Annotated in this window: 27 protein-coding genes and 1 pseudogene; 11 read left to right on the top strand and 17 right to left on the bottom strand. The window is 58.9% G+C overall.

Annotated elements, in window-relative coordinates; translation table 11 throughout:
• The first annotated feature begins 87 nt into the window (after positions 1-87).
• On the top strand, positions 88-939 hold the full coding sequence (locus JQ848_RS00560) for an SDR family oxidoreductase (protein ID WP_003437773.1): 852 nt from the start codon (positions 88-90) through the stop codon (positions 937-939).
• 65 nt (positions 940-1004) lie between these two features.
• On the opposite strand, the gene JQ848_RS00555 is transcribed toward JQ848_RS00560, so the two are convergent.
• The 6 genes from JQ848_RS00555 to JQ848_RS00530 all read right to left on the bottom strand — a co-directional run bounded on the left by JQ848_RS00555 (position 1005) and on the right by JQ848_RS00530 (position 6316).
• Positions 1005-1748 carry a putative periplasmic lipoprotein gene (locus JQ848_RS00555; protein ID WP_202210172.1) on the bottom strand — a complete coding sequence of 248 codons (744 nt, stop codon included), beginning with the start codon at positions 1746-1748 and terminating at the stop codon, positions 1005-1007.
• A 68-nt stretch (positions 1749-1816) separates the two neighbouring features.
• Complete coding sequence (locus tag JQ848_RS00550; RefSeq protein ID WP_003437778.1) at positions 1817-2197, bottom strand: RidA family protein; 381 nt, start codon at positions 2195-2197, stop codon at positions 1817-1819.
• Positions 2198-2221: 24 nt separating this feature from the next.
• Entirely contained in the window at positions 2222-4327 is a 2106-nt protein-coding gene (gene spoT / locus JQ848_RS00545) for a bifunctional GTP diphosphokinase/guanosine-3',5'-bis pyrophosphate 3'-pyrophosphohydrolase (protein WP_003437781.1), read from the bottom strand.
• 60 nt (positions 4328-4387) lie between these two features.
• The gene (rpoZ, locus tag JQ848_RS00540; RefSeq protein WP_003437783.1) at positions 4388-4651 is read right to left on the bottom strand and encodes a DNA-directed RNA polymerase subunit omega; all 264 of its coding nucleotides are present in this window, start codon (positions 4649-4651) and stop codon (positions 4388-4390) included.
• A 167-nt stretch (positions 4652-4818) separates the two neighbouring features.
• Positions 4819-5439: a guanylate kinase gene (gmk, locus tag JQ848_RS00535; RefSeq protein ID WP_003437785.1), complete on the bottom strand. Its 621-nt coding sequence runs from the start codon at positions 5437-5439 to the stop codon at positions 4819-4821.
• Positions 5440-5452: 13 nt separating this feature from the next.
• Complete coding sequence (locus JQ848_RS00530) at positions 5453-6316, bottom strand: YicC/YloC family endoribonuclease (protein WP_202210171.1); 864 nt, start codon at positions 6314-6316, stop codon at positions 5453-5455.
• Positions 6317-6538: 222 nt separating this feature from the next.
• On the opposite strand from JQ848_RS00530, the gene rph reads away from it, so the two are divergent.
• Both rph and JQ848_RS00520 read left to right on the top strand, forming a co-directional pair.
• Positions 6539-7261 (top strand): ribonuclease PH, encoded by a 723-nt coding sequence (gene rph, locus JQ848_RS00525; protein ID WP_003437790.1) that lies wholly within the window; start codon positions 6539-6541, stop codon positions 7259-7261.
• A gap of 49 nt (positions 7262-7310) precedes the next feature.
• Complete coding sequence (locus JQ848_RS00520; protein ID WP_003437794.1) at positions 7311-7679, top strand: DUF4870 domain-containing protein; 369 nt, start codon at positions 7311-7313, stop codon at positions 7677-7679.
• Between the two features lie 60 nt (positions 7680-7739).
• Here JQ848_RS00520 and JQ848_RS00515 read toward each other — a convergent pair whose 3' ends face one another.
• A complete protein-coding gene (locus JQ848_RS00515; protein WP_003437806.1) occupies positions 7740-8519 on the bottom strand; it encodes an exodeoxyribonuclease III in 780 nt (259 codons plus the stop codon).
• Between the two features lie 81 nt (positions 8520-8600).
• Between JQ848_RS00515 and pyrE the strand changes: the two genes are divergently transcribed.
• Positions 8601-9242: an orotate phosphoribosyltransferase gene (gene pyrE, locus JQ848_RS00510; RefSeq protein ID WP_003437809.1), complete on the top strand. Its 642-nt coding sequence runs from the start codon at positions 8601-8603 to the stop codon at positions 9240-9242.
• Positions 9243-9303: 61 nt separating this feature from the next.
• Here pyrE and argB read toward each other — a convergent pair whose 3' ends face one another.
• The 4 genes and pseudogenes from argB to coaBC all read right to left on the bottom strand — a co-directional run bounded on the left by argB (position 9304) and on the right by coaBC (position 13602).
• Positions 9304-10209, bottom strand: a complete 906-nt coding sequence (argB, locus tag JQ848_RS00505) for an acetylglutamate kinase (RefSeq protein ID WP_003437812.1) — start codon at positions 10207-10209, stop codon at positions 9304-9306.
• Between the two features lie 25 nt (positions 10210-10234).
• Positions 10235-11611, bottom strand: a pseudogene (locus JQ848_RS00500) (phosphomannomutase/phosphoglucomutase); the annotation flags it as partial.
• 321 nt (positions 11612-11932) lie between these two features.
• Positions 11933-12388, bottom strand: coding sequence for a dUTP diphosphatase (gene dut / locus JQ848_RS00495; RefSeq protein ID WP_003437816.1), 456 nt, complete (start codon positions 12386-12388; stop codon positions 11933-11935).
• Positions 12389-12393: 5 nt separating this feature from the next.
• Positions 12394-13602: a bifunctional phosphopantothenoylcysteine decarboxylase/phosphopantothenate--cysteine ligase CoaBC gene (coaBC, locus tag JQ848_RS00490; RefSeq protein WP_003437818.1), complete on the bottom strand. Its 1209-nt coding sequence runs from the start codon at positions 13600-13602 to the stop codon at positions 12394-12396.
• 122 nt (positions 13603-13724) lie between these two features.
• Between coaBC and radC the strand changes: the two genes are divergently transcribed.
• The gene (gene radC / locus JQ848_RS00485) at positions 13725-14399 is read left to right on the top strand and encodes a RadC family protein (RefSeq protein ID WP_202210170.1); all 675 of its coding nucleotides are present in this window, start codon (positions 13725-13727) and stop codon (positions 14397-14399) included.
• A 3-nt stretch (positions 14400-14402) separates the two neighbouring features.
• Here radC and JQ848_RS00480 read toward each other — a convergent pair whose 3' ends face one another.
• A complete protein-coding gene (locus tag JQ848_RS00480) occupies positions 14403-15989 on the bottom strand; it encodes an ABC transporter substrate-binding protein (RefSeq protein WP_202210169.1) in 1587 nt (528 codons plus the stop codon).
• A gap of 512 nt (positions 15990-16501) precedes the next feature.
• Here JQ848_RS00480 and rpmB point away from each other — a divergent pair.
• Positions 16502-16735, top strand: coding sequence for a 50S ribosomal protein L28 (gene rpmB, locus JQ848_RS00475; RefSeq protein ID WP_003437823.1), 234 nt, complete (start codon positions 16502-16504; stop codon positions 16733-16735).
• Positions 16736-16746: 11 nt separating this feature from the next.
• Entirely contained in the window at positions 16747-16902 is a 156-nt protein-coding gene (rpmG, locus tag JQ848_RS00470) for a 50S ribosomal protein L33 (protein ID WP_003437824.1), read from the top strand.
• Between the two features lie 173 nt (positions 16903-17075).
• Here rpmG and JQ848_RS00465 read toward each other — a convergent pair whose 3' ends face one another.
• On the bottom strand, positions 17076-17438 hold the full coding sequence (locus JQ848_RS00465) for a cupin domain-containing protein (protein ID WP_003437825.1): 363 nt from the start codon (positions 17436-17438) through the stop codon (positions 17076-17078).
• Positions 17439-17676: 238 nt separating this feature from the next.
• Between JQ848_RS00465 and JQ848_RS00460 the strand changes: the two genes are divergently transcribed.
• Together JQ848_RS00460 and JQ848_RS00455 are read left to right on the top strand one after the other, a co-directional pair.
• Positions 17677-19170 (top strand): aldehyde dehydrogenase, encoded by a 1494-nt coding sequence (locus JQ848_RS00460; RefSeq protein ID WP_003437826.1) that lies wholly within the window; start codon positions 17677-17679, stop codon positions 19168-19170.
• A 147-nt stretch (positions 19171-19317) separates the two neighbouring features.
• A complete protein-coding gene (locus JQ848_RS00455) occupies positions 19318-20463 on the top strand; it encodes an MFS transporter (protein WP_010656754.1) in 1146 nt (381 codons plus the stop codon).
• A gap of 29 nt (positions 20464-20492) precedes the next feature.
• Here JQ848_RS00455 and JQ848_RS00450 read toward each other — a convergent pair whose 3' ends face one another.
• A complete protein-coding gene (locus JQ848_RS00450) occupies positions 20493-22028 on the bottom strand; it encodes a phospholipase D family protein (RefSeq protein WP_202210168.1) in 1536 nt (511 codons plus the stop codon).
• Positions 22029-22058: 30 nt separating this feature from the next.
• Positions 22059-23495, bottom strand: coding sequence for an aminotransferase-like domain-containing protein (locus tag JQ848_RS00445; RefSeq protein WP_003437829.1), 1437 nt, complete (start codon positions 23493-23495; stop codon positions 22059-22061).
• Between the two features lie 169 nt (positions 23496-23664).
• Here JQ848_RS00445 and JQ848_RS00440 point away from each other — a divergent pair, with 169 nt between their 5' ends.
• On the top strand, positions 23665-23898 hold the full coding sequence (locus tag JQ848_RS00440) for a DUF1127 domain-containing protein (RefSeq protein ID WP_003437832.1): 234 nt from the start codon (positions 23665-23667) through the stop codon (positions 23896-23898).
• A gap of 35 nt (positions 23899-23933) precedes the next feature.
• Here the strand turns inward: JQ848_RS00440 and JQ848_RS00435 are convergent, their stop codons facing one another.
• Positions 23934-25235: an NAD(P)/FAD-dependent oxidoreductase gene (locus JQ848_RS00435; protein ID WP_003437833.1), complete on the bottom strand. Its 1302-nt coding sequence runs from the start codon at positions 25233-25235 to the stop codon at positions 23934-23936.
• Between the two features lie 147 nt (positions 25236-25382).
• Between JQ848_RS00435 and JQ848_RS00430 the strand changes: the two genes are divergently transcribed.
• On the top strand, positions 25383-25736 hold the full coding sequence (locus JQ848_RS00430) for a YkgJ family cysteine cluster protein (RefSeq protein WP_003437837.1): 354 nt from the start codon (positions 25383-25385) through the stop codon (positions 25734-25736).
• Between the two features lie 49 nt (positions 25737-25785).
• Here JQ848_RS00430 and JQ848_RS00425 read toward each other — a convergent pair whose 3' ends face one another.
• A complete protein-coding gene (locus tag JQ848_RS00425; protein ID WP_003437842.1) occupies positions 25786-26274 on the bottom strand; it encodes an Lrp/AsnC ligand binding domain-containing protein in 489 nt (162 codons plus the stop codon).
• Between the last annotated feature and the right edge of the window lie 77 nt (positions 26275-26351).

Here is a 26351-nt window from a genome sequence, read left to right as displayed (position 1 = left end):
AAGCAATAGCATCTGTTTTTTTCAAAAGTCACGACCTTGGTCGTGCCTGAACATGTACTTTTGTAACTTTAAATTAGGAGTTTTGAGATGCCCAAAGCCTCGGTTCTGATCGCCGGATGCGGTGATGTCGGAAGTCGTCTGGCGGCTCAACTGCCGGCCAATAACTGGCAGGTCTATGGGCTGCGACGCTCCATTGAGCGGTTACCTGCAGGCGTCACAGGCGTGGCGGGGGACCTGTTCAGCGACCAGTGCCCCGGGCAATGGCCTGAAGGCAACATTGACTATCTGGTGTACAGCGCCGCCGCCACCGACCACGACGAGGCCGGCTATCAGGCCGCTTATATAGAAGGTTTGAAGCACACGCTGGGCTGGCTCAAGCAAAAAGGCCAGCAGCCAAAGCGCTTGCTGTTTGTCTCCAGCAGCGGGGTGTATAGCCAGACGGAAGGGGAATGGGTCGATGAAACCTCGCCTGCCGAAGCCACAAGCTACTCGGGGCGAATCATGCGTGAAGCCGAGCAGATCGCATTGAACAGCGGCATTGCTGCCAGCGTGGTGCGCCTCACCGGGATTTACGGACCCGGTCGCGAATGGATGTTGGGGCAAGTGCGCAAGGGCTATCGCGTGGCAGTCGATCCGCCGCTGTATGGCAACCGCATCCATGCCGATGACGCAGGCGGCCTTCTGGCATTCCTGCTCCAGGCCGACCTGCAGGGCAAAACCCTGGAGGATTGCTATATCGGCGTGGATAACGCGCCGGTACCTTTGGCTGAAGTCGTGGGCTGGCTGCGTGAACGTCTGGGTATTACCGAATGGGCTGCCGAAGCCAGCGTGCGCCGGGCCGGCAGCAAACGCTGCAGCAACGCACGGGCCAAGGCCCTGGGCTGGGAACCGCGCTATCCGAGTTATCGCGAAGGCTACAGCGCGATGCTAGCGGATTGACTCTCTCTGCGGGAGCGAGCTTGCCGGCGATACCATCGCCAGCAAGCTCTTGCAGCAGGCCAGGCTTAAAGCTGCTTTTCCAGTACCCATTCACGCTTGCCCGGGTATAGCTGGGGCATTTCGTCAGGCTTGGCAGAATCCAGCGCCTGGAAGATCTCCAGCTGGCGACCATTGCGCACAAAAATGTGCGCCGCACCTGTCTCGTCCTGTTCCAGCCAGAGACTGTCGTACTCGCCGCTCATTGATGCGCAGTCGCCCGCCAGGCACAGGGCGTAAGCATTGGCTTCAGGTAAACCGGTAATCCGGCCATCGGCAAAAAAGGTCACTTGATTGCCTTGCCCTTTACCGCTGACCACACGCCACTGACCGCCCAGATAGGCAGTCTTGAGCGCGTGCTCGAAATTGGTGCCCAAAGGCGCGTCGCTTGTCAGGTTGATGGGGGAACGAACAAAGGATTGTTGCGGATCGGACTCACCCGCAGCCTGTACCAGCTCGTCGCCATTGAGGCTCAAGTCGGTGGCCGCGCTGCCATAAATATTGACCTGCCAAACCCCTTTGTTTTCAGGCATCAGCTTGCCTTCAACCCACTCAAAACCATTGGTGTAATTGGCTTTGGCCTGTCTGGAATCAATTTGCCATTCAAGATTTGGCCCGTTGGCCAGCAGGGCTTCACGCAAATTGCCGCCTTTGGCAGCTTCATTGATCGCGGCCTGGTTGATCCAGACGCCACTGATATCGCGATGGGCGGGGCCGCTGGCACAGCCACCCAGGAAAATGGTGAGCAGCGAGAAAGCGAGCGCTTTGCGCATGGCGGAATCCTTTTAAAGCGGGGCAAGCGGGGGGTTGGCGCAGCATGAAGGCGCTGCGCCGAGGGGTGTTACTCAATGACCAGAATAGCGTCCATCTCAACCTGCGAACCCTTTGGCAGGGCCGCAACGCCAATAGCGGCACGAGCCGGGTATGGTTGTTCGAAGTATTTGCCCATGATTTCGTTGACCTTGGCGAAGTGGCTGAGGTCAGTCAGGAAAATATTCAGTTTGACGATGTCCTTGAACGAACCGCCTGCTGCTTCAGCCACGGATTTCAGGTTTTCGAATACCTGAATGGTCTGGGCTTCAAAACCTTCAACCAGTTCCATGGTTTTTGGGTCCAGCGGGATCTGACCGGACATGTAGACAGTATTGCCAGCTTTGATCGCCTGAGAGTAAGTACCGATAGCAGCAGGTGCCTTATCGCTGGTGATTACAGTCTTGGTCATGGGTGACTCCTTGTAATTAGATGGCTACGCACGCATACGAGTGATGCGGATAACCCCGTTAAGGGCGCGCAGTTTTTTGATCACGCGGGCCAGATGCACACGGTCGTGCACGCTGACCACCAGTTGGACAACGCTGATACGACCATCGCGTTCGTCCATGCTGATTTTTTCGATGTTGCCGTCGGCTGCGTTGACGCTGCTGGCAAGCAGCGCAATCAGGCCACGCTGGTGCTCCAGTTCGACACGCAACTCGACGTTGAATTCACCGGTGACATCCTTGGCCCACGAAAGCTGGACACATTTTTCGGGGTTGTGCCGAATCTCACTGATATTGCGGCAGTTATCCAGGTGCACAACCATGCCTTTGCCCGCGGACAGGTGACCCACAATCGGGTCTCCCGGGATCGGCGTACAACATTTGGCATAACTGAGTACCAGACCTTCGGTACCGCGAATCGCCAGTGGACCTTCCGGGCTCGGCAGCTGTTCGCCTTCACCCATCAGACGCCGGGCAACGACGTAAGCCATGCGATTGCCCAGGCCGATGTCTTCCAGCAGGTCTTCGACCTGCTCCAGACGATACTCCTGAAGCATGGCCTGAATGCGCTCGGCCGGGATCTTGTCCAGCGCGCTGTTGAAGCCGTTGAGCACCTTGTTCAGCAAGCGTTCGCCAAGGTTCACGGACTCGGAACGGCGCTGCAATTTCAGGGCGTGACGGATATGCGTACGCGCCTTGCCGGTAACCACAAAGTTGAGCCACGCCGGGTTGGGGCGGGCACCGGGGGCGCTGACGATCTCGACCGTGGAACCACTTTGCAGCGGCTCGGACAGCGGTGCGAGACGCCGGTTGATACGGCATGCAATACAGCTGTTGCCGACGTCGGTATGCACCGCGTAGGCAAAATCGACTGCGGTGGAGCCTTTGGGCAGCTCCATGATCCGGCCTTTGGGCGTGAACACGTAGACCTCGTCCGGAAACAGGTCGATCTTCACGCTTTCGATAAATTCGAGGGAGTTGCCGGCGCGCTGCTGCATCTCCAGCACGCCCTTGACCCATTGCCGCGCCCGGGCATGGGTCCCCGTGTGCTGCTCGTCGCCACTGGACTTGTACAACCAGTGGGCGGCGATACCGTTGTTGGCCATTTCTTCCATTTCACGGGTACGGATCTGAATTTCGATCGGTACGCCATGCATGCCAAACAGCGTGGTATGCAGCGACTGATAGCCGTTGGCTTTGGGAATCGCGATGTAGTCTTTAAACCGTCCCGGCAGTGGTTTGTACAAATTATGTACAGCACCCAGAACCCGGTAGCAGGTGTCGACCTTGTCGACGATGATCCGGAACGCGTAAACGTCCATGATCTCGTTGAAGGCCCGGCGCTTGCCGCGCATTTTTTTATAAATGCCGTAAATATGCTTTTGACGGCCGCTGACTTCGCCCTGAATGCCGTCTACGGCTAAACAGTGGCTGAGCGACTCTTCAATTTTGTTGACGATTTCCTTGCGATTGCCCCGGGCGCGCTTGACCGCCTGATAGATGCGCGCGGAGCGCATCGGGTACATCGCCTTGAAACCGAGATCTTCGAATTCGATACGAATGCTGTGCATGCCCAGCCGGTTGGCAATGGGCGCGTAGATTTCCAGGGTTTCCTTGGCAATCCGCCGGCGTTTTTCGCCGGACAGCACTTCGAGGGTACGCATGTTGTGCAGACGGTCAGCCAGCTTGACCAGAATCACGCGAATATCCCGCGCCATGGCCATGGCCATTTTCTGGAAGTTTTCAGCCTGGGCTTCGGCCTTGGTCTCGAAGTTCATCTGGGTCAGCTTGCTGACGCCATCGACCAGTTCGGCCACGGTTTCGCCGAACTGCGCGACAAGCGCTTCCTTGGCAATACCGGTGTCTTCGATCACGTCATGCAGCATGGCAGCCATCAGGCTTTGATGGTCCATATGCATGTCGGCAAGAATGTTCGCCACTGCCAGCGGATGCGTGACATAAGGCTCGCCGCTACGTCGGCGTTGGCCGTCGTGGGCTTGTTCGGCGTAGAAGTACGCTCGTCGGACCAGATTGACCTGGTCCGCACTGAGGTAAGTCGACAAGCGATCGGCGAGGGCGTCTATGCTCGGCAAGAGGAAACCTCCTGCCAAAACTTTTTACCCTTCGCCGTGCTACGTCGACCGGGCATAGGCTTAGTTCGCCTCGTTGGACTCGTCCTCGAACGCTGCGAACAGCGGTTCGTCTTCGACGATTTCAGCGTTGGCGATAAACTCGTAGCTCATCAGGCCTGCAGCGATTTCACGCAAGGCAACAACGGTAGGCTTGTCATTTTCCCACTCAACCAAAGGCTCTTTACCGCCGGTGGCCAGTTGACGGGCACGCTTGGTAGAGAGCATGACCAGCTCAAAGCGGTTATCCACGTGTTCTAGACAGTCTTCAACGGTTACGCGGGCCATGGTCTTCCTCGTAGCAAATGCAATATGCGCGCTGCCCGGATGGGCGAGCGGACTCAACAGTTTAAAAAATCACCAGCCATTAGGGAAGCGCTGATTTTTCAAGCGCCCCCCGAAACCCGCTGTAAGCGCCAATGTAAAGCCCTTACAGGGGTTTTGGGAAGAGCCCTTTAACCCAGCAATTCAGCCAGTAATTTGCCAAAACGCTGCTGCTGACGTTTTTGCTGGAGGCGATTGGCGTGAAAAATTGCCTTCAGGTCCTCCAGTGCCAGCGCAAAATCATCATTGATGATCAGGTAGTCATAGTCGACGTAGTGGCTCATTTCACTCACGGCTTCACGCATGCGCCCGTCAATGATTTCGTCGCTGTCCTGCCCGCGATTGTCCAGACGCTCACGCAAGGCTTGCTGGCTCGGCGGCAGGATGAAGATCGAACGCGCCTGCGGCATCAGCTGGCGAACCTGCTCGGCGCCTTGCCAGTCGATTTCCAGAATCAGGTCGTGACCTTCATCCAGGGTCTGCTGCAAATGGCTCTGCGAAGTACCGTAAAGGTTGCCGAACACCTCGGCGCGCTCCAGGAAATCACCGTGTTCGATCATTTTCACGAACTCTTCGCGCTCGACGAAATGATAGTTCACGCCGTTGACCTCACCCGGGCGCATGGCGCGGGTGGTGTGCGAAACCGAGACGCGAATCTGCGGTTCGAGGTCGATCAATGCCTTGACCAGACTGGTCTTGCCTGCGCCCGAAGGGGCAGAAACGATATAAAGGGTGCCGGTGCTATGGGTCATGTCAGGGAGAGCCTTACTCAATATTCTGTACTTGTTCGCGCATCTGCTCGATCAACACCTTGAGGTTGACCGCCGCCTGGGTACTGCGCGGATCGAATGCCTTGGAACCGAGGGTGTTGGCCTCCCGGTTGAGTTCTTGCATCAGGAAGTCGAGGCGCCGGCCGGCGGCTCCACCGGACTTGAGCACGCGCCGCACCTCAAGGATGTGGGTACTCAGGCGGTCAAGCTCTTCGGCGACGTCGCTTTTTTGCGCCAGCAGGACCATTTCTTGCTCAAGGCGCTGGGGATCAAGCTCGGCCTTCATGTCAGCAAAGCGATCGAGCACCTTTTGCCGCTGGGTGGCCAGCATCTGTGGCACGAGTTCACGCAAAGTCTCGACATCAGCCTCGATCGCGGTCAGTCGCTCGCTGATCAGGCGCGCCAGTTCGGCGCCTTCGCGCTCGCGGCCGTTTTTCAGTTCCTGCAGCGCCTGCTTGAACAGCACCAGCGCCTGATTGTTCAGGGCTTGAGGGTCGCTTGCATCCGCCACCAATACGCCTGGCCAGGCCAGCACTTTCAGCGGATCCAGCGCAGCCGGCTGCTTGATCAGGCTGGCGATGGATTCGGCGGCGGCCACCAGTTGCGCCGCACGCTCACGGTCAACCTGCAGCGGCTTGCCCGTGGTTTCTTCGGTGAAACGCAGCGTGCATTCCAGCTTGCCACGTGAGATCCCCTGACGCAGCGCTTCACGCACCGCAACTTCGAGGTCACGCAAAGACTCGGGCAGGCGCAGGTGCGGCTCCAGGTAGCGGCTATTGACCGAGCGCAGCTCCCAGCTCAGGGTGCCCTGAGTGCCGGCACTTTCGACGCGGGCAAAGGCGGTCATGCTATGCACCATGGAGGTACCTCGCGATTCGATGAATTTAGCCTGACGGCCATTGAGGCGAAGGATTGTAACGCAGTGCAGGGGACGGCCCCAAATGACGTCTGTCGTAAAAGTACCCGGTGTCATGGCGCTCCCAAGGGGGCGGCGAGCCGGGCATGCAATTATTAGGCGTGTCCTGTCGGGCCATGGCCTTTATAATGCTCGGCAGTTTTCCGTCCCGTACAGGTATCCCACATGAAACGTCCAAGTGGTCGCGTTGCCGATCAGCTCCGTCCGATCCGCATCACCCGCAACTACACCAAACACGCAGAGGGTTCTGTACTGGTCGAGTTCGGTGACACCAAAGTCATCTGCACCGTCAGCGTCGAAAACGGCGTGCCACGCTTCCTTAAAGGCCAGGGCCAGGGCTGGCTGACTGCCGAATACGGCATGCTGCCCCGCGCCACCGGCGACCGCAACCAGCGTGAAGCCAGCCGCGGCAAGCAAGGCGGACGTACCCTGGAAATCCAGCGCCTGATCGGCCGCTCGCTACGCGCCGCGCTGGACATGTCCAAGCTGGGCGACATCACCCTGTACGTCGACTGCGACGTGATCCAGGCCGACGGCGGCACTCGCACGGCCTCGATCACCGGCGCCATGGTTGCCCTGGTCGACGCTTTGAAGCTGATCAAGAAACGTGGCGGCCTCAAGGGCGGCGACCCTCTCAAGCAGATGATTGCAGCGGTCTCGGTGGGCATGTATCAGGGCGAGCCAGTGCTCGACCTCGACTATCCTGAAGATTCGGCAGCCGAAACCGACCTGAACGTCGTAATGACCAGCACCGGTGGCTTCATCGAAGTTCAGGGCACCGCCGAAGGCGCGCCATTCCAGCCTGAAGAGCTGAACGCCATGCTGGCACTGGCGCAAAAGGGCATGACCGAAATTTTCGCCCTGCAACAAGCTGCACTGGCCGACTAACATCGCCGAGCTGTATGCCGAAGCCGTCTGTAACCATCTGGAGAACGCCATGAGCGAGCTGGACCTTTCAAAACCCGAGCCGAGCCGCGATGCTCGTAAATGGGCCATGTTTTGTCACTTTTCAGCGTTCCTCGGGATGTGGTTTCCGTTTGGCAGCCTGATCGGCCCGCTGATCCTGTGGCAGGTAAAGCGTGAAAGCGATCCGTTCATCGATGACCAGGGCAAGGAAGCCCTGAACTTTCAGATCACCGTGGCGATTGCTTCGGCCATTTGCTACGTGCTGATGTTTGTTCTGATCGGTTTCGCCCTGCTCGGCCTGGTCCTGATCGGCGCAGTGGTGCTGGTGGTGATTGCCGGCGTCAAGGCCAATGACGGAGTGGTATACCGCTACCCCTTCACCTGGCGCCCGATCAAGTAAACAAGCACCCACAAAAAAGCCGACAGCGATGTCGGCTTTTTTGTGGCTTCGAAAAAACACCTAGATAGTCAGTGTCCAGTCGTAGTCCACGATCAATGGCGCATGTTGCGAGAAGCGTGGCTGACGCGGCAGGCGAGCGCTTCGTACGAAGCGGCGCAGACCCGGTGTCAACAACTGGTAGTCGAAACGCCAGCCCAGATTAAGCATCTCGGCCTGTTCGTTATCCGGCCACCAGCTGTACTGATCGCCTTCACGACTGACTTCACGCAGGGCATCGACATAGCCCATATTGCCGACAATCTCGTCCATCCAGGCCCGCTCAGGCGCCAGGAAACCAGGAGATTGCTGGCTGTCACGCCAGTTTTTAATGTCGAGTTTCTGCTGCGCCACATACAGCGAGCCGCAGTAGATGTACTCACGACGCTTGCGACGCTGCTTATCCAGATAGCGTGCAAAGTCGTCCATTAGCTTGAATTTTTGATTCAAGTCTTCATCGCCGTTCTGCCCCGAAGGGAGCAGCAAGGTCGCGATGCTGACCTTATCGAAATCGGCTTGCAGGTAGCGCCCGTAGCGATCGGCCGTCTCGAAGCCAAGCCCAGTGATGACTGCTTTCGGTTGCAAGCGCGAATACAAAGCCACACCGCCTTGGGCAGGGACTTCAGCTTCGCAGGCATAAAGAAAGTAGCCATCCAGCTGGTAGGCTGGATCGTCCAGTTCAAAGGCGGAGGCGCGGGTGTCCTGCAGGCAGATAACGTCGGCATTCTGAGCTTGCAGCCAACTGAGCAAACCGCGCTCGACTGCCGTCTGAATACCATTGACGTTCACACTGATGATCCGCATAAATGGCCCCAAAAATCACGTGCGTGTATGATACACGCCGTCTAACCAATTAGCTAAATCCGTGGCATCTGGGGCCTTTACATGCAAGCGTATCAGCGCGACTTCATCCGTTTTGCCATCGATCGCGGCGTTTTGCGCTTCGGTGAGTTCACCCTGAAGTCCGGGCGCACCAGTCCTTACTTCTTCAATGCCGGCCTGTTCAACACCGGCTCCGCACTGGCTCAACTGGGGCGTTTCTACGCTGCCGCCATCGTTGACAGCGGTATCTCCTTCGACGTCCTGTTTGGCCCGGCCTACAAAGGCATTCCACTGGCGGCAACCACCGCAGTGGCCCTGGCAGAACACCATGACCGCGACCTGCCATGGTGCTTCAACCGCAAAGAAGCCAAAGCCCACGGCGAAGGTGGCAGCCTGGTCGGCTCGCCGCTCGAAGGCAATATCCTGATCATCGACGACGTGATCACCGCCGGCACCGCCATCCGTGAAGTCATGCAGATCATCCAGGCCCAGGGCGCCAAAGCCGCAGGCGTGCTGATTGCCCTGAACCGTCAGGAGCGTGGCAATGGCGAGCTGTCAGCCATTCAGGAAGTCGAGCGTGACTTTGGTATTCCTGTGGTCAGCATCGTTTCCTTGAACCAGGTGCTGCAGTACCTGGCCGAAGACGAAACGCTCAAGCAATACCTGCCAGCCGTTGAAGCCTATCGGGCGCAGTACGGGATCTAGTCCGCACAGCCAAAAAAAAGCCCCGCCCGGCAATCGCCGGACGGGGCTTTTCTGGTTTTGCTTAAACCGTCTTGCTGTTGGTAATCAGGGTACCGACACCGGTATCGGTGAAGATTTCCAGCAGCACCGCGTTCGGTACACGACCGTCGACGATGTGTGCAGTGGTCACGCCACCTTGCACGGCTTCCAGCGCGCAGCGGATCTTGGGCAGCATGCCCCCGTAGATGGTGCCATCGGCAATCAGGTCATCCACCTGGGCAGTGGTCAGCCCGGTCAGCACCTTGCCCTGCTTGTCCATCAGGCCCGCGATATTGGTCAGCAACATAAGCTTTTCAGCTTTCAGCGCTTCGGCGACCTTACCCGCCACCAGATCCGCGTTGATGTTGTAGGACTCGCCGTTTTCACCCACGCCAATCGGCGCAATTACCGGGATGAAATCACCCTTGGTCAGCATGTTCAGCAGGTCAGTGTTGATCCCGACCACTTCGCCCACATGCCCGAAATCGATGATTTCCGGGCTGGTCATTTCCGGTGTCTGGCGGGTAACCACCATTTTCTTGGCCCGGATCAGCGTGGCGTCTTTACCGGTCAGGCCTATGGCGCTACCGCCATGGCGGTTGATCAGGTTGACGATCTCTTTGTTCACATGGCCGCCGAGCACCATTTCAACCACATCCATGGTTTGCGAGTCTGTGACCCGCATACCGTCGATGAAATGGCTCTCGATGGACAGGCGCTTGAGCAAATCACCGATTTGCGGACCGCCACCATGGACCACGACCGGATTGATACCCACGGCCTTCATCAACACGATGTCGCGGGCAAACCCGGTTTTCAGCTCATCGTTTTCCATAGCGTTGCCGCCGTACTTGATCACCAGCGTCTTGCCGACGTAACGGCGAATATAGGGCAGCGCTTCGGACAAAACCTTGGCGACGTTGGAGGCGGCATCACGTTCGAGGGTCATTCAGGGCTCCGGTAGAACAAATCGATCAAAACGGTAGTTGGAGATCAGGCGCCACACGCTTCAATTGGGCGTGAAAGACATCCTTGATACGTTGCAGTTCGGCCTCGGTCTCTGCCTCGAATCGCAGCACCAGCACCGGAGTGGTGTTGGAGGCGCGAACCAGGCCCCAGCCGTGTGGATAGTCGACCCGAACACCATCAATGGTGGTCAGCTCGGCGGCTTCACCCCATTGGGCATCGTGCAGGGCGTCAATGATGCTGAATTTGCTCTCATCCGTCACATCGATATTGATCTCTGGCGTAGAAATATCGTTGGGGAAGGTCTCAAACAGCTCTTCGGCTGTCGCCTGGCGCTTGCTGAGGATCTCCAGCAGGCGCGCAGCACTGTAAATACCGTCATCAAAACCGAACCAGCGCTCTTTGAAAAAGATATGCCCGCTCATTTCTCCGGCCAGCAAGGCACTGGTTTCCTTCATCTTCTTTTTGATTAACGAATGACCGGTCTTCCACATAAGTGGCCGACCGCCACATTCTTCGATCCAGGGCGCCAGACGACGGCTGCATTTCACATCAAAAATGATCTCGGCAGCCGGGTTGCGCACCAGCACATCCTGAGCGAACAGCATCAGCAAGCGATCCGGGAACACCATGGTGCCGGTATTGGTCACGACACCGACACGGTCGCCGTCGCCATCAAAGGCCAGGCCAAGGTCGGCATTGGTTTCTTTAACCTTGGCGATCAGGTCCAGCAGATTCTCGGGCTTGCCCGGGTCCGGGTGGTGGTTGGGGAAATTACCGTCCACCTCGCAGAACAACGGGATCACTTCGCAATTCAGGGCTTCGATCAGTTGCGGGGCAATCACGCCTGCCGCACCGTTACCACAGTCGACCACCACTTTAAGACGCCGGGCCAGCTTGATGTCCCCGGTAATTTCATCGAAGTAGCGCGGCAAAATCTCAACCCGGGTGATGCTGCCTTCACCCCAGGTCAGATCATTGCTCTTGAGGCGGGTATGCAGCGCCTGTATTTGCTCGTTGGCCAGGGTGTCGCCAGCGATCACGATCTTGAAGCCGTTGTAGTTGGACGGGTTATGGCTGCCCGTGAGCATCACCCCCGACTTGCCCCTCAGCACGCTGGCCGCGTAATACAGCGCCGGCGTCGGTACCAGGCCTACATCGCTGACATGGCAACCGCTGTCGGCCACACCCTGAATCAAACGCTCCACCAGTTCCGGACCCGACAACCGCCCGTCACGCCCCACCGATACATGGGGCTCACCCTGGGCCAGGCTTTCGGCGCCAATGGCACGGCCAATCCAGTAGGCAGTTTCAGCGGTCAAGGTTTCAGGCACCACACCGCGAATGTCATAGGCGCGGAAGATGCTGTCAGGGAATTGCGGCGCGACCGAAGCTGGGCTGCTCATTAAAAAGGATGCTCCATTTTCTGAGAATTCGGGGTGTGCACTGAAACTGCCAGGCACACGAACGTCGACCTTGCCCTACGGCGAGCATTCACCGGTTGACGGGGAGCGGTCGAGCATAAGCTGTGGCTTTGGACGGCGTTTTGACGCGAGAGTTCGTGAGGCCAGTTGGCATTACGGGGCGTATGGCACAAGGCTGCCATCGATTTTGGCAATAAACAGAGTGACTGCATTGGCGCGAGCTTCATCCTGAATTACCACGCTAACGAGTCAGGTCAGGCAGGGCGCCTGACCTGAGTACAATCAGAGGCTGCCGGAATGACCGAAGCCGCCAGCGCCACGCTGGCTTTCGTCGAATTCTTCGACCAGCTCAAAGTGCGCCTGCACCACCGGCACCAGCACCAGCTGAGCAATACGCTCACCGATGGTGATGTTGAAGGCGGTTTGACCACGGTTCCAGCACGAAACCATCAGCTCGCCCTGATAATCGGAGTCGATCAGGCCGACCAGGTTACCCAGCACGATGCCGTGCTTATGACCCAGGCCGGAGCGCGGCAGGATCAGCGCCGCCAGGCCCGGATCACCGATGTATACCGACAGACCGGTCGGGATCAACAGGGTCTGGCCCGGTTCCAGAACGGTGTCTTGTTTAAGCATGGCGCGCAGATCAAGACCGGCGGAGCCGGGCGTGGCGTACTGCGGCAGCGGAAATTCGCTACCAATGCGTGGATCGAGGATTTTGGCTTGCAAAGCGTGCATACGAGTTAAACCTGGTTCAGACGTTCGGCGATAAAAGTGATCAGCTGGCGGGCAATTTTGCCCTTGCTGGTCTGGGCAAACACAGTGGCATGCAGTTGACGGTCAATCACGCTGCAGGCGTTTTCTTCGCTGTTGAAGCCGATGCTGGGGTTAGCCACATCGTTGGCCACAATCAGGTCGAGGTTTTTGTCTTTGAGCTTGCGCGCAGCGTAATCGAGCAAGTGCTCGGTCTCTGCGGCAAAGCCGACACTAAAAGGGCGGTCAGGGCGCGAAGCGATGGTGGCCAGAATGTCTGGATTGCGCACCATCTGCAGCAACAGGCCGTCACCCTTGGTAGGGTCTTTCTTGAGTTTCTGCGGGGCAACGACTTCCGGGCGGTAATCCGCGACTGCAGCGGACGCAATAAACACGTCACAGGGGATCGCCGCTTCACAGGCCGCGAGCATGTCGCGGGCACTGACCACATCGATCCGGCTCACCCGGTCCGGGGTCGGCAAGTGCACCGGCCCGGTAATCAGGGTTACCCGGGCACCGGCCTCAACCGCCGCTTCAGCCAGGGCAAAGCCCATTTTTCCGGAGCTGTGGTTGGTGATATAGCGCACCGGGTCGATGTTTTCCTGGGTCGGGCCTGCCGTAATCAGTACATGCTTGCCGGTCAACACCTGACGCTGAAAACACTCGGCGGCGCAGTGCACCAGATCATCGGCCTCAAGCATGCGGCCAAAGCCCACGTCACCGCAGGCCTGGCTTCCGGAAGCCGGACCAAACACGCGCAGGCCGCGGGTTTCAAGCAATCGGGTGTTGGCCTGGGTGGCCGGATCACGCCACATGGCCTGATTCATCGCCGGCGCAATGGCGACCGTCGCGTCAGTGGCCAGCACCAGGGTGGTCAGCAGATCATTGGCCAGGCCCTGGGCAAGACGGGCGATCAGGTCAGCCGTGGCTGGCGCGATCAGTACCAGGTCAGCCCACTTGGCCAGCTCGATATGGCCCATCGCGGCTTCAGCCGCCGGGTCCAGCAAATCCAGGTGAACCGGGTGCCCGGACAGGGCCTGCATGGTCAGCGGAGTGATGAACTCGCTACCGCCACGGGTCATGACAACCCGCACTTCGGCGCCTTGATCCAGCAAACGGCGAACCAGCTCTGCACTCTTGTAAGCCGCGATGCCGCCGCCGACGCCCAAAACAATGCGTTTTCGATACAGCCGCTGCATAGGCCTGCCTTCTAGTTCGATGATGACTGCGCGGAAAATGGCCAAATGCCACGCAAAAATGATGGGCTAAGATAACACAGCGCCTGCCAGGGAACAGCGGCGCCCACATACATGGAGGTGTTATGAGCATCAGGGATTGGCCGGCAGCAGAGCGGCCGCGCGAGAAGCTTTTAGAACACGGAGCATCCAATCTTTCCGACGCCGAACTGCTGGCAATCTTCCTGCGCACCGGGGTCTCGGGCAAAAGCGCAGTCGACCTGGCACGGCATTTACTCGCTGAATTCGGCAGCCTGAGGGCCTTGCTCGAAGCCGACCTCGCCGGGTTCTGTCGCCAGCTGGGGCTCGGGCCGGCCAAGTTCAGTCAGTTGCAGGCGGTACTGGAGATGAGCCGCCGGCACCTGGCCGAGCGCCTGCGCCGGGACTCGGCGCTAGAGAGCCCGCAGGCCGTTCGTGACTATCTCAAGTCGTTACTGCGTCACGAACTCCACGAAGTGTTTGGCTGCCTGTTCATGGACTCCAAACACCGGATGCTGTCCTTTGAAGTGCTGTTCAGGGGCTCCATCGACAGTGCCAGCGTGTACCCGCGCCAAGTGGTCAAGCGCGCCCTCGCACATAACGCCGCAGCGGTGATTTTTTGCCACAACCACCCCTCGGGTGTCACCGAGCCCAGCCAGGCCGACCGCACCCTGACCAAGCGCCTGAGCGATGCGCTGGACCTGATCGAAGTGCGGGTTCTGGATCACTTTATCGTTGGCGACGGTGAACCGCTCTCAATGGTCGAACATGGCTGGATGTGACACTCAGGGCTTGATGCTGACCGTCGAAAAGTCCTGACGCCCGAACGGACTCACCTGATAACCCTGTACGTCTTTACGGGTAAGCGCGTAGGCCGTTGGGTGTGCCAGCGGCAGCCACAGCGCCTGCTGCTGAATCAGGGCCTGGGCCTTTTGATACAGCGCGCTGCGCTTGTCCTGGTCGGTGAGGGTTTTGCCCTCACTGATCAGGCTGTCCAGGGTCTTGTCGCAATAACGCGCAAAGTTGGTCCCGGACTTCACCGCGGCGCATGAAAACTGCGGAGTCAGGAAGTTGTCCGGGTCGCCGTTATCACCGGCCCAGCCCATGAACAACAGGTCGTGCTCACCCGCTTTGGCGCGACGGATCAATTCGCCCCATTCAATCACCCGGATGTCCGCCTTGATGCCCACCTTGCCCAGGTCCGCCTGCAGCAACTGCGCCCCAAGGCTTGGGTTCGGGTTCAGCACGCTTCCGGTCGGCCGGGTCCAGATGGTGGTTTTAAAGCCGTCCTTGAGGCCTGCACTGGCCAGCAGCTCTTTGGCTTTTTGCGGATCATGGGCATAGCCCGGCAAATCTTTGGCATAGCTCCAGGTCGTGGCCGGATAGATGCCATTGGCAGTCTGTGCACCGTTCTCGAACACCGCCTTGAGGTAAGTGTCTTTATCGAAGGCCAGATTGATCGCCTGCCGCACCTCGGGCTTGTCCAGTGGCGGATGCTGACTATTGATGGCCACAAAAGCAGTCATGAAGGCCGGGGTTTGCGCAACGCTCAACGCCGGGTCCTTGGTGGCGGCATCCACATCCAGCGGTTTGGGCGAGAGGGCAATCTGGCACTCATTGCGGCGCAATTTCTGCAGGCGCACGTTGGCGTCCGGGGTGATGGCAAAAATCAGCCCGTCGATAGCCGGCTTGCCCGCGAAATAGTCCGGGCTGGCCTTGTAACGCACCACCGCATCTTTCTGGAAGCGCGAGAACACAAAAGGCCCGGTTCCGATCGGCTGGCTGTTCATCAGCTCCGGCGTCCCGGCCTTGAGCAGTTTGTCGGCATATTCGGCCGAATAGATCGATGCAAAGCCCATACTCAGCGCCGGCAGGAACGTTGAATCCGGATGGCTGAGGGTAAAGCGCACGGTCAACGGGTCCGGGGTTTCGATCTTTTTCACCAGCTGCGGCAGTTGCAAGGACTGCGCATGGGGGAAACCGCTTTGCGCCACCTTATGCCACGGATTGTCCGGATCAAGCATGCGCTCGAAGCTGAAGCGCACGTCATCGGCATTCAGTTCACGGCTCGGGGTGAAATAAGGCGTGCTGTGAAACTTGACCCCGGGGCGTAATTTGAAGTCGTACACAAGACCGTCAGGGGACACTGACCAGCTTTGCGCCAGACTCGGCACCAACCTGGCAGCCCGGGCATCAAAATCCACCAGACGATTCATCAGCACGTCTGCCGAGGCATTGGTGGTCGTGAGCGAGTTGTACTGCACCACATCGAACCCTTCGGGGCTGGCCTCGGTGCAAACACTCAAGGTGGCCGCCTGAACCAGCGGACTCAGGCAAAAGGTAAGCAATAAGGGGGCGGCAGCGAGGCGCATGATCTGTTTCCTTTGCAAGTCGATGTGGCCCATCTGCAGGTGCAGTCTGGAAAAGACTAACCCTAGTGACCTGATGGACAAATGACTACTTTTTAATACGATCCGTTCCCTGTAGCGGCTGCCGAAGGCGCCTGCAGAGCTCGAAACGGGGGTATTTTCGGCCATATCAAGACCCGTCCGCCCTTGTCGCGGCCGTCGCCGACTGCAATAAAGCGCAATTTTCGCACTGAAACCTTTCATCTCGCGACGAGCGGTAAAACCCAAGCAGGCATAGGCTTTAGCGCGAAATGCCGTTAGACTGCCGACTTAATTAATTACAGCAAACCACAGTTCGTGTTGTTGCTCTTTAGTCTTTCTGGTATAAAGCAGCGCTCTTTTCTAGGGGCCCGGTTCCTTCGTTTGTAGGTGTAGCCGGTAAGACCCTTAAAGAAACGCGGCGCCTGGCGCCATGACTGAGAGATTAAGCGGCCAACCCATGCCGGGTTGGGCATGTGGTTTTAGAGGGCTGAGGCATGTCGAGAGTCTGTCAAGTTACCGGTAAGGGTCCGGTGACTGGGAATAACATTTCCCACGCAAATAACAAAACCCGTCGTCGTTTCCTGCCGAACCTGCAGCATCACCGCTTCTGGGTTGAAGAAGAGAAACGTTTTGTTCGTCTGCGCGTATCTGCTAAAGGCATGCGCATCATCGACAAGCGTGGCATCACTGTCGTGCTGGCCGAAATCCGCCGCGATGGCAAGATCTAAGGGAGCTAATCATGCGTGAATTGATCCGTTTGGTGTCGAGCGCTGGTACAGGCCATTTCTACACCACAGATAAGAACAAGCGCACCACTCCGGACAAAATCGAAATCAAAAAATTCGATCCGCGGGTTCGCAAGCACGTGATCTACAAAGAAGCCAAAATCAAGTAATTGGTTTTACTTCTTACAAAAAAGGCCCGCATCTCACGATACGGGCCTTTTTTGTTGCTCAGCGCTGACGGTTCAACGTGAGACCGGCACTTCCCTGCATTTCCCGGCCTGACTCAGTTTCATGGTCACCATTGCCCCTCCTGCGCCACGATCCTCAGCCGCCATCTATCGGCTCAGGGTTTGTGTTCAAACACGACGTAAACTTTGCGACATGGCTCCAGCACTTCCCACGTGCCACTGAAGCCGGCAGGGATGACAAAACGGTCACCGGCCCGCAGGGTCTTGGCGTTGCCTTCCTGGTCACGCAGAACTGAAACGCCCTGCAGAATTTCGCAATATTCATGCTCGGTGTAATTGACCGTCCAGTGCCCCACAGCACCTTCCCACACCCCCGCGCTCATCTGCCCGCAAGGGCTGTCGTAATGGTTGTGGACAACTTGCTCCGGATTACCCTTGAGCACTTTTTCCGGCGCAGGACTGAATCGGTCAGCCTGGGTTTTGGCAGTGCTGAAGTCGACGATTGTGGCAATGCTCATTATTTTTGTACCCCCGAAATTGCTGCGTGTGTGGTCAGAAAGACAAAAGCTGATGTTTATTAAAACGAACAAGCCTTGCCGTTTGCGACACATGTGTCAAATATATTGAAAGTTCCAGGGCCACTGGTTTAGGGTGGCGGATGTCTCGTACTGATCACTTTAGTGAATCGGACAGCATCCATGACGCGCCATGCCAAAGCCTGAGCGCTGCAATTTTTAATAAGAGGAGGACACTCGAATGACCACCCTGACGCGTGCTGATTGGGAACAACGGGCCAAACAGCTGAAAATCGAAGGTCGCGCCTACATCAACGGTGAATACACCGACGCGGTCTCCAATGAAACGTTCGAGTGTCTCAGCCCGGTCGACGGCCGCTTGCTGGGCAAAGTTGCCAGCTGCGATGCAGCTGACGCCCAGCGCGCCGTAGAAGTGGCACGCAAAACCTTTGAGTCGGGCGTCTGGTCGCGCCTGGCACCGGCCAAGCGCAAAGCCGCCATGATCCGCTTTGCCGATCTGCTCAAGCAAAACGCCGAAGAACTGGCCCTGCTTGAAACCCTGGACATGGGCAAGCCGATCAGCGACTCGCTGCACATCGACGTCCCCGGTGCAGCCGGTGCGCTGAGCTGGAGCGGTGAAGCCATCGACAAGATTTACGATGAGGTCGCCGCCACCCCCCACGACCAGTTGGGTCTGGTGACCCGCGAAGCGGTCGGCGTAGTCGCCGCCATCGTGCCATGGAACTTCCCGTTGATGATGGCCTGCTGGAAGCTCGGTCCGGCGCTGTCGACCGGTAACTCGGTAATCCTCAAGCCCTCCGAAAAATCGCCACTGACAGCCATCCGCATTGCGGCACTGGCCGTTGAAGCCGGCATTCCGGCTGGCGTCCTGAACGTCCTGCCAGGTTACGGCCACACTGTCGGCAAAGCCCTGGCCTTGCACATGGACGTCGACACCCTGGTGTTTACCGGCTCGACCAAAATCGCCAAGCAGTTGATGATCTATTCCGGCGAATCCAACATGAAGCGCATCTGGCTCGAAGCCGGCGGCAAGAGCCCGAACATCGTCTTCGCCGATGCTCCCGACCTGCAAGCCGCTGCCGAATCCGCTGCCAGCGCCATCGCCTTCAACCAGGGCGAAGTCTGTACCGCAGGTTCGCGCCTGCTGGTCGAGCGCTCCATCAAAGACAAATTCCTGCCGCTGGTGATCGAAGCGCTCAAGGACTGGAAGCCGGGCAATCCGCTGGACCCGGCCACCACCGTGGGCGCCCTGGTCGACACTCAGCAAATGAACACTGTGCTGTCGTACATCGAAGCCGGCCACAGCGAAGGCGCCAAACTGGTTGCCGGTGGCAAACGAATCCTGCAGGAAACCGGTGGCACCTATGTTGAGCCGACCATTTTCGACGGTGTGAGCAACGCGATGAAAATCGCCCAGGAAGAAATTTTTGGCCCGGTCTTGTCGGTTATCGCCTTCGACAGCGCCGCAGAAGCGATCCAGATTGCCAACGACACGCCATATGGCCTGGCGGCTGCAGTCTGGACAGCCGATATCTCCAAGGCTCACCTGACTGCCAAAGCCCTGCGCGCCGGTAGCGTATGGGTCAACCAATACGATGGCGGCGACATGACCGCTCCGTTTGGCGGCTTCAAACAGTCGGGTAACGGCCGTGACAAGTCGCTGCACGCATTCGACAAATACACCGAGCTGAAATCCACCTGGATCAAGCTGTAACACAACACTGGTAACACCCTGTGGGAGCGGGCTTGCCCGCGATGATCGCACCCGGTCTGCGCTATGGACCCCGGTGCTAGCATCGCGAGCAGCCGCTCCCACATTTGTTTCAAACCTTTATTTCCAGTTATCCACAGGAGCACAGCGATGCGTTGGGCGACTTACTTCGCCGTACTGGCCTCGGTACTCAGCGTCGGCCTGGCGCTGGGCGTGAGCATGCCGCTGGTGTCGTTCCGGCTCGAAAGCTGGGGTTACGGCGGGTTCGCAATTGGCGTGATGGCAGCCATGCCGGCAATCGGCGTGCTGGTGGGCGCCAGCCTGGCCAGCAAACTGGCCTCGCGCTTTGGTACGCCGGCCCTGATGCGTCTGTGTTTGTGGTGTGGCGCGCTGTCCATCGGGCTGCTGGCGTTACTGCCCAGCTACCCGGTGTGGCTGGTGCTGCGACTGCTGATCGGGGTAGTGCTCACGATCATTTTTATTCTCGGTGAAAGCTGGATCAACCAACTGGTGGTCGAACAATGGCGCGGCCGCCTGGTCGCACTGTATGGCTCGGCCTACGCCTTGAGCCAACTCTCCGGGCCCCTGCTATTGGGCCTGGTTGGCTCTGAAGGGGACTACGGATTCTGGATCGGCGTAGCTCTGCTGACGCTGGCCCCCTTGCTGCTGATGGGCCGCGATGGCGCCCCCGTCACCGAAGCGTACAGCGTGACCTTCAAGGACTTGCTGGAGTTCTGTCGAGGCTTGCCGGCCATCGCCTGGGCTGTAGGGTTATTTGCGGCCTTTGAAGCCATGATTCTGACCCTGCTGCCGGTCTATTGCCTGCGTCAGGGCTTTACCGCCGACATCGCCCTGGCAATGGTCAGTACCGTGGTGGTGGGCGATGCCCTGCTGCAACTGCCGATTGGTGCGCTGGCCGACCGCCTGTCCCGGCGTTCGTTGTTCACCGGTTGCGCGGTGCTGCTGATGCTGTCGAGCCTGGCGGTGCCATTGTTGCTCAATACCCTGTTGATCTGGCCGCTGTGGGTGATTTTCGGCGCCAGCGCAGGCGGCCTGTTCACCCTGTCGTTGATTCTGATCGGCGAGCGCTACCGTGACGACGCGCTGGTACGTGCCAATGCCCACATTGCACAGCTATGGGGCATTGGCTGCCTGATCGGGCCGCTGGCCGCAGGTGCTGGCAGCCAGTGGATCAGCGGCCATGCCTTGCCGCTGTTCATGGCCGCCGGAGCCTTGGTGCTGGTGATCCTGGTGTTGCGCCAGGGCGCCTTTGGCGCAGAGCAAACAGCCGCATAAAACATGCGCCTGCAGAGGGGCCTGGGTGGTTACAACATCTTCTCCAGCCCCACGCTCTTGCTGAACCAGGCGTTCAGCCGGCGCCACCAGTTGCCCGGCTCGTGGCTCAACGCATGTAACCGGCCATTGTCTTCGGTTACCCAGACGATCTTGCCCTGCTCCAGGGTCGGCTCGTAGCTCAAGACCGGCGACATGCCCTGCAACGCCAGCTTGCGCGCCTCGTCCGCCAGCTGCGGGCTGTCCACCAGCACCCCGACCTCGGTGTTCCACAAGCCCGAACGCGGGTCGAAATTGAACGAGCCGATAAAGGATTTTTGTCCGTCGAAAATCATCGCCTTGCTGTGCAGGCTCGAATCGCTGCTCATCCCGTGTTTAAACAGATGCGGACCGCTGCCCGGATGGCTGCCGGGCTGGCGCCGCAGCTCAAAGAGCTTGACCCCATGCTCCAGCAACGCCTTGCGATAGGGGGCATAGCCGCCATGCACCACCGGCACGTCCGTGGCTTCCAGGGAGTTGGTCAATAAACGTACATCGACCCCGGCATCCGCACGGCCCGTCAGGTACACCAGCCCGGTTTCACCCGGCACAAAGTAGGCCGAGACCAGAATCAGCTCTTTGTTCACCCCGGCCAGTTCCGGCGCCAGTTGCGTGGTCAGCAACAAATGCGGATCCGGCTCGTCCTTGGCCAGCACCTTGCTCGGCGCATCCCACAAGGCCTGACCCCAGGCCCAGATCAGCTCTTTGCGCCAGGTATCCAGCTGCGGGCTGGTTTCATACGAAGCCAGTTGCTGGTACAGCGTGTTGTTGCGTTGTTGTGCCAGTTTGAGTGACGCCTCGAGTTTTTCCCGCGCCCTGGCCAGCTCCGACCGGGACAGCCGTGCCGAAACAAAATCACCAATGGGCTGGCTCAGGGCACTGTTCCAGTATTGATCGAAGCTGTACCCCAGTTGCTCAGCCACCGGCCCCACTCCGAGCAGGTCGATGTCGGTGAAATTCAGATCCGGCTGAGCATCGAAATACTCATCGCCCAAATTCCGCCCGCCGACAATCGCCGCACTGTTATCGGCCAGCCACAGCTTGTTGTGCATGCGCCGGTGCTGGCGCGAAAGATTGAATAGCCGGCCCATCGCCCGGGTCACCCCCGTGCCACGTCCCAATTGCAGCGGATTGAACAGGCGGACCTGAATATTGGGATGGGCCGCCAGGGTGGCCAGAATATCGTCCAGGCCATCGCTGGCGGTGTCGTCGAGCAGCAGTCGTACCCTCACCCCGCGATCTGCCGCCTTGAGCAGCTCATCAACCAGCATCCGCGTACTCAGCCCGTCGTGGACGATGTAGTACTGCAGATCAAGACTGCTCTGCGCATTGCGGATCAGCTCTGCCCGGGCCCGGAACGCTTCGCCGCTGTTGGGCAATAAACGGAACCCCGAGCGGCCCCGGTAGGGCGCCGCCTGAGCCATGATCGAGCGGCCAAAGGATGAATCCACCGCGGGGGTAGCCTGACTTGACTCTCGAGGTACATCCAAGGTGCTACAACCTCCCAGCAACAGCGCGAAAAACAACATGCAGAGTGATTTCAACGTACGGTGCCCCGTTCAACTGTCCGCGTGACCGGCCGCCTGAGCCCACAATTTGCTGGCCGTTTCACCGACCTTGCGCACGGCCTCTTCAATCTGCAGCGTTGGCTTGGCAGCGTAGTTCATGCGCAAGCAATTACGGTACTTGCCCGAGGCAGAAAAGATGCTGCCCACCGCGACCTGCACCCCCTGCTCAAGCAGCGCGCGATTGAGGCGCAAGCTATCAAACCCCTCGGGCAGTTCAAGCCACAGCATAAAACTGCCCTGAGGCCGGCTGGCGCGGGTACCGGGCGGAAAGTAGCGGCTGATCCAGCCCAGCATCAAATCGCGATTGCGCTGATATTGGGTGCGCATTTTGCGCAGGTGCGGCTCGAAATGACCGTTTTTCAAAAAGTCGGCAACCGCCAGCTGCGGCTGCGGCGCGGTGGAGCCGGTGGAGATGTACTTCATGTGCAGCACCCGCTCCAGATAACGGCCCGGCGCGACCCAGCCTACCCGCAGGCCCGGGGCCAGGGTCTTGGAGAACGAGCTGCACAGCAGCACCCGACCGTCATCGTCGAACGACTTGATGGTCCGCGGGCGAGGGTAGGTGTAGGCCAGCTCACCGTAGACATCGTCTTCGATAATGGCCACGTCAAAGCGCTGGGCCAGGGTCACCAAGGCCCGTTTGCGCGCCTCGGGCATGATGTAGCCCAGCGGATTGTTGCAACTGGGGGTGATCTGGATTGCCTTGATCGGCCACTGCTCCAGCGCCAGCTCCAGCGCATCCAGGCTGATGCCGGTCAGCGGGTCGGTGGGTATCTCCAGCGCCTTCATGCCCAACCCTTTGAGGGTTTGCATGGCGCCGTGAAAGCTCGGCGAATCGACCGCCACAATATCTCCCGGCTCACACACCGCCCGAATACTGCATGACAGCGCTTCATGGCAGCCAGTGGTGATCACTATCTCGTCGGGGCTCAACTGACAGCCCGAGTCGAGCAGCAGGCGCGCCAGTTGCTCGCGCAGGGCCAGCACCCCGTAGACGTTGTCGTAATACAGGCCGGGCAAGTCCAGGCGGCGACTGATTTGCGCCAGGCTGCGCAACAACGGCTTGATGGTCGGCACAGTAACGTCGGGCATGCCGCGCCCCAGTTGAATCACATCCTTTTGCGGCACCGAGCGCACCAGTTCCAGCACCTGCTCCCACTGGGAAATTTCCACCGGCCGCTGAGCGGGCTTGCCCATGCCCGGCAAGGCCGGCAACTGGCGCTCCATCGGTACAAAGTATCCGGACTTGGGGCGCGGCGAAGCCAGGCCATTGTCCTCCAGCAACCGATACGCCTGCTGCACCGTACTCAGGCTCACACCATGTTCGGCGCTTAATGCACGCACTGAAGGCAAGCGGTCGCCGGGGCGATAAAAGCCCTGTTCGATGCGCGTACCGAGCAGGTCGGCGAGGTTGACGTATAGGGTCATGGCGGTGCTCTCGAAAGATTGACCGGTACAGATGGGCTATAAACCGAGGATTCAGGCTCTAAAAAGACGAATCTGTATGCATATAAAAACAGTTTGCTGAATCTGTCATGGTTTTTGACGCAAGGCCATCATGCTGACTCATAGCAACCGAGTCAAAAGGAGCTGGCGAATGAATGGTTTAAGCGATGTGCGTCTGACGTTACACGGCCCGCAATTACAGGCTGAGCACGAATCTTTTCAGGTCGTCAGTTCACCTGCCGCTTTAAGCCGCTGGGGCCTGTTCTGTCACCGCTCACGCACCCGCCGGGCCTTGCTCCAGCTGGATGCACAGCAGCTGCGGGACGTGGGTTTGAGCCCGGAGCTGGCCCTGCGCGAAGGCTGCAAACCGTTCTGGCGCTCTTGACCTGACTGGCAGCAGCGAGCGCCCAGGGGGGCGGGTTAACCCAGCTCTTTGAGCCGATGCCACAACATGCCCAGCGCCAGCAACGGCGAACGCAGGTACTTGCCGCCCGGAAAGGTGATGTGCGGGACTTTGGCGAACAGGTCAAAACCGTGGCTTTGCTGGCCGCTGATGGCCTCGGCCAGCAGCTTGCCGGCCAGGTGCGTGGCGTTCACCCCATGTCCTGAATACGCCTGGGCGAAATACACGTTGGGCTGATCCGGCAGACGACCGATCTGCGGCAAGCGGTTGGCGCCAATACCAATCATCCCGCCCCACTGGTAATCGATTTTTACATTGGCCAGGTGCGGGAACACTTCGAGCATTTTCGGCCGCATGTAAGCGCCGATGTCCTGCGGGTCGCGGCCTGAGTAATGGCAGGCACCACCGAACAGCAAACGCCGGTCCGCCGAAAGCCGGTAATAATCCAGCGCCACACGCTGATCGCATACCGCCATGTTCTGCGGCAACAAAGCATGAGCCTGGGCTTCACTCAACGGCTCGGTGGCAATGATGTAACTGCCCGCAGGCAGTACTTTGCCACTGAGTTGCGGGTTGAGATCCTTGAGATAGGCATTGCAGCCCAGCACCAGGCTCCTGGCCCGCACCGATCCCTGAGCCGTATGCACCCGCACTTCAGGGCCGTAATCGATCCGGGTTACCGCGCTGTTTTCGAACAGCTTCACGCCCAGTTGCGCCGCGACGGCGGCTTCACCCAGCGCCAGGTTAAGCGGGTGCAAATGACCCGAGCCCATGTCGACCAGGCCTCCGACATAACGGTCCGAACCCACCACACTGTGCACTTCGTTGGCTTGCAGCAAACGGGTCTGGTGGCGATAACCCAAGCCGCGCAATTCTTCGGCCTCTTCGGCAAAACCTTCCAGGTCGCGAGGCTTGTTGGCCAGGTCGCAATAACCCCAGGTCAGGTCGCAGGCAATGTTGTAGCGTTCGACCCGCTGGCGCACGATTTCCACCGCCTCCAGGCCCATCAACTTCATTTGCCGCACACCGTCCTTGCCGATGATCCCTTCAAACTGCTCAAGCCCGTGGCCGACGCCGCGAATCAGTTGCCCGCCATTGCGCCCGCTGGCGCCCCAGCCGATCTTGTGCGCTTCGAGCACAATCACGCTCATGCCGCGCTCGGCCAGCTCCAGCGCCGTGTTCAGGCCGGAAAAGCCGCCGCCCACCACGCACACATCAGCCACATGCTCACCTTGCAGCACCGGATGATCGGGCTGCGGCAGACTGCTGGCGGCGTAATAAGAAGCGGTGTGCTGGCTGCGCGGATCCGGGGCGCTCATGTGATTAATCCTGATTATTCATGTTAGAAAAATTTGACGGAGCATAAGCCCGGCCCTTCCTGCGGGGCAAGAACAGCCGGACGGCCCTGTCTAGAGTGAGGCTTTTCGGGCAGACTCTGCGGCCTTTTCAAATCCGGTGAGCCTTAGATGAGCTGTAACAGTCATAAAATCCGCTTTCTCAGGCAGCAGATCCCGTCGTTCGAATGCGTTCCGGGTTGCCATGACTGCTGCGGGCCCGTGACCACCTCATCTGAAGAAATGGCCCGCCTGCCACGCAAGACTGCTGCCGAACAAGAGGCGGCCATGGACGAGCTGAACTGCGTTCACCTGGGCCCCAATGGCTGCACTGTGTATGAAGAGCGCCCGCTGATCTGCCGTCTGTTTGGCACCACCCCGACCTTGCCGTGCCCTAACGGCCGCCGCCCGGTGGAAATGATCCATCCTTCGGCGGAGAAGCTGGTGCATGAATACATCGCCAGTACCCGCCAGGTGCTGGTCTAGAACCTTCCTGCCCCTGCAGGAGCAAGCTCGCTCCTGCAGAGCCCCGGGGTCAATCCGGGATCGGCAAATTCAGGCTCTCTTTCACCTCTTCCATCACGATATAGCTCTTGGACTCACGCACGTGGGGCAGTTTGAGCAAGATATCGCCCAGCAGCTTGCGGTACGAGGCCATCTCGCTGATCCGCGCCTTGACCAGATAGTCGAAGTCACCCGACACCAGATGACACTCCAGTACGTGGGGCAATTTCAGCACTGCACGGCGGAATTCTTCAAAAGTATCGCCTGACTTGTAGTCGAGGCTGATTTCGACGAACACCAGCAAACTGCCCTGCAAATGCTGGGGGTTGAGCCGGGCGTTGTAGCCCATGATGATCCCTTCGCGTTCCAGCCTGCGTACCCGCTCGGTACAGGGCGTGGTCGACAACCCTACCTTCTCTCCAAGCTCGGTAAACGAGATCCGGCCATCGGCCTGCAGGATGCGCAAAATGTTGCGATCGATCTTGTCCAGTTCACGCTTTGTCTGATGATTTGTACGCATAGGAGAATCTCCTTTGTAAAAAGCGTTTTGACCGAGAATTGTCGCCAAATATAGCTTTTTATACAGTGAAATCCACT

The sequence above is a fragment of the Pseudomonas paraversuta genome, assembly GCF_904067025.1.
GTDB lineage: Bacteria > Pseudomonadota > Gammaproteobacteria > Pseudomonadales > Pseudomonadaceae > Aquipseudomonas > Aquipseudomonas paraversuta.
This window is presented reverse-complemented; position numbering and strand designations above follow the sequence as displayed.

Coding starts and splice junctions, on each gene's coding strand:
- JQ848_RS00530 (WP_202210171.1), bottom strand. CDS start 6,316: ATGGTGCATAGCATGACCGCCTTTGCCCGCGTCGAAAGTGCCGGCACT.
- JQ848_RS00445 (WP_003437829.1), bottom strand. CDS start 23,495: ATGACCCTATACGTCAACCTCGCCGACCTGCTCGGTACGCGCATCGAA.
- radC (WP_202210170.1), top strand. CDS start 13,725: ATGAGCATCAGGGATTGGCCGGCAGCAGAGCGGCCGCGCGAGAAGCTT.
- JQ848_RS00560 (WP_003437773.1), top strand. CDS start 88: ATGCCCAAAGCCTCGGTTCTGATCGCCGGATGCGGTGATGTCGGAAGT.
- JQ848_RS00550 (WP_003437778.1), bottom strand. CDS start 2,197: ATGACCAAGACTGTAATCACCAGCGATAAGGCACCTGCTGCTATCGGT.
- rpoZ (WP_003437783.1), bottom strand. CDS start 4,651: ATGGCCCGCGTAACCGTTGAAGACTGTCTAGAACACGTGGATAACCGC.
- JQ848_RS00430 (WP_003437837.1), top strand. CDS start 25,383: ATGAGCTGTAACAGTCATAAAATCCGCTTTCTCAGGCAGCAGATCCCG.
- JQ848_RS00465 (WP_003437825.1), bottom strand. CDS start 17,438: ATGAGCATTGCCACAATCGTCGACTTCAGCACTGCCAAAACCCAGGCT.
- JQ848_RS00515 (WP_003437806.1), bottom strand. CDS start 8,519: ATGCGGATCATCAGTGTGAACGTCAATGGTATTCAGACGGCAGTCGAG.
- coaBC (WP_003437818.1), bottom strand. CDS start 13,602: ATGCAGCGGCTGTATCGAAAACGCATTGTTTTGGGCGTCGGCGGCGGC.
- gmk (WP_003437785.1), bottom strand. CDS start 5,439: ATGACCCATAGCACCGGCACCCTTTATATCGTTTCTGCCCCTTCGGGC.
- dut (WP_003437816.1), bottom strand. CDS start 12,388: ATGCACGCTTTGCAAGCCAAAATCCTCGATCCACGCATTGGTAGCGAA.
- JQ848_RS00425 (WP_003437842.1), bottom strand. CDS start 26,274: ATGCGTACAAATCATCAGACAAAGCGTGAACTGGACAAGATCGATCGC.
- JQ848_RS00555 (WP_202210172.1), bottom strand. CDS start 1,748: ATGCGCAAAGCGCTCGCTTTCTCGCTGCTCACCATTTTCCTGGGTGGC.
- JQ848_RS00460 (WP_003437826.1), top strand. CDS start 17,677: ATGACCACCCTGACGCGTGCTGATTGGGAACAACGGGCCAAACAGCTG.
- rpmG (WP_003437824.1), top strand. CDS start 16,747: ATGCGTGAATTGATCCGTTTGGTGTCGAGCGCTGGTACAGGCCATTTC.
- rph (WP_003437790.1), top strand. CDS start 6,539: ATGAAACGTCCAAGTGGTCGCGTTGCCGATCAGCTCCGTCCGATCCGC.
- JQ848_RS00520 (WP_003437794.1), top strand. CDS start 7,311: ATGAGCGAGCTGGACCTTTCAAAACCCGAGCCGAGCCGCGATGCTCGT.
- JQ848_RS00450 (WP_202210168.1), bottom strand. CDS start 22,028: ATGTTGTTTTTCGCGCTGTTGCTGGGAGGTTGTAGCACCTTGGATGTA.
- argB (WP_003437812.1), bottom strand. CDS start 10,209: ATGACCCTCGAACGTGATGCCGCCTCCAACGTCGCCAAGGTTTTGTCC.
- JQ848_RS00455 (WP_010656754.1), top strand. CDS start 19,318: ATGCGTTGGGCGACTTACTTCGCCGTACTGGCCTCGGTACTCAGCGTC.
- JQ848_RS00480 (WP_202210169.1), bottom strand. CDS start 15,989: ATGCGCCTCGCTGCCGCCCCCTTATTGCTTACCTTTTGCCTGAGTCCG.
- JQ848_RS00435 (WP_003437833.1), bottom strand. CDS start 25,235: ATGAGCGCCCCGGATCCGCGCAGCCAGCACACCGCTTCTTATTACGCC.
- pyrE (WP_003437809.1), top strand. CDS start 8,601: ATGCAAGCGTATCAGCGCGACTTCATCCGTTTTGCCATCGATCGCGGC.
- JQ848_RS00440 (WP_003437832.1), top strand. CDS start 23,665: ATGAATGGTTTAAGCGATGTGCGTCTGACGTTACACGGCCCGCAATTA.
- rpmB (WP_003437823.1), top strand. CDS start 16,502: ATGTCGAGAGTCTGTCAAGTTACCGGTAAGGGTCCGGTGACTGGGAAT.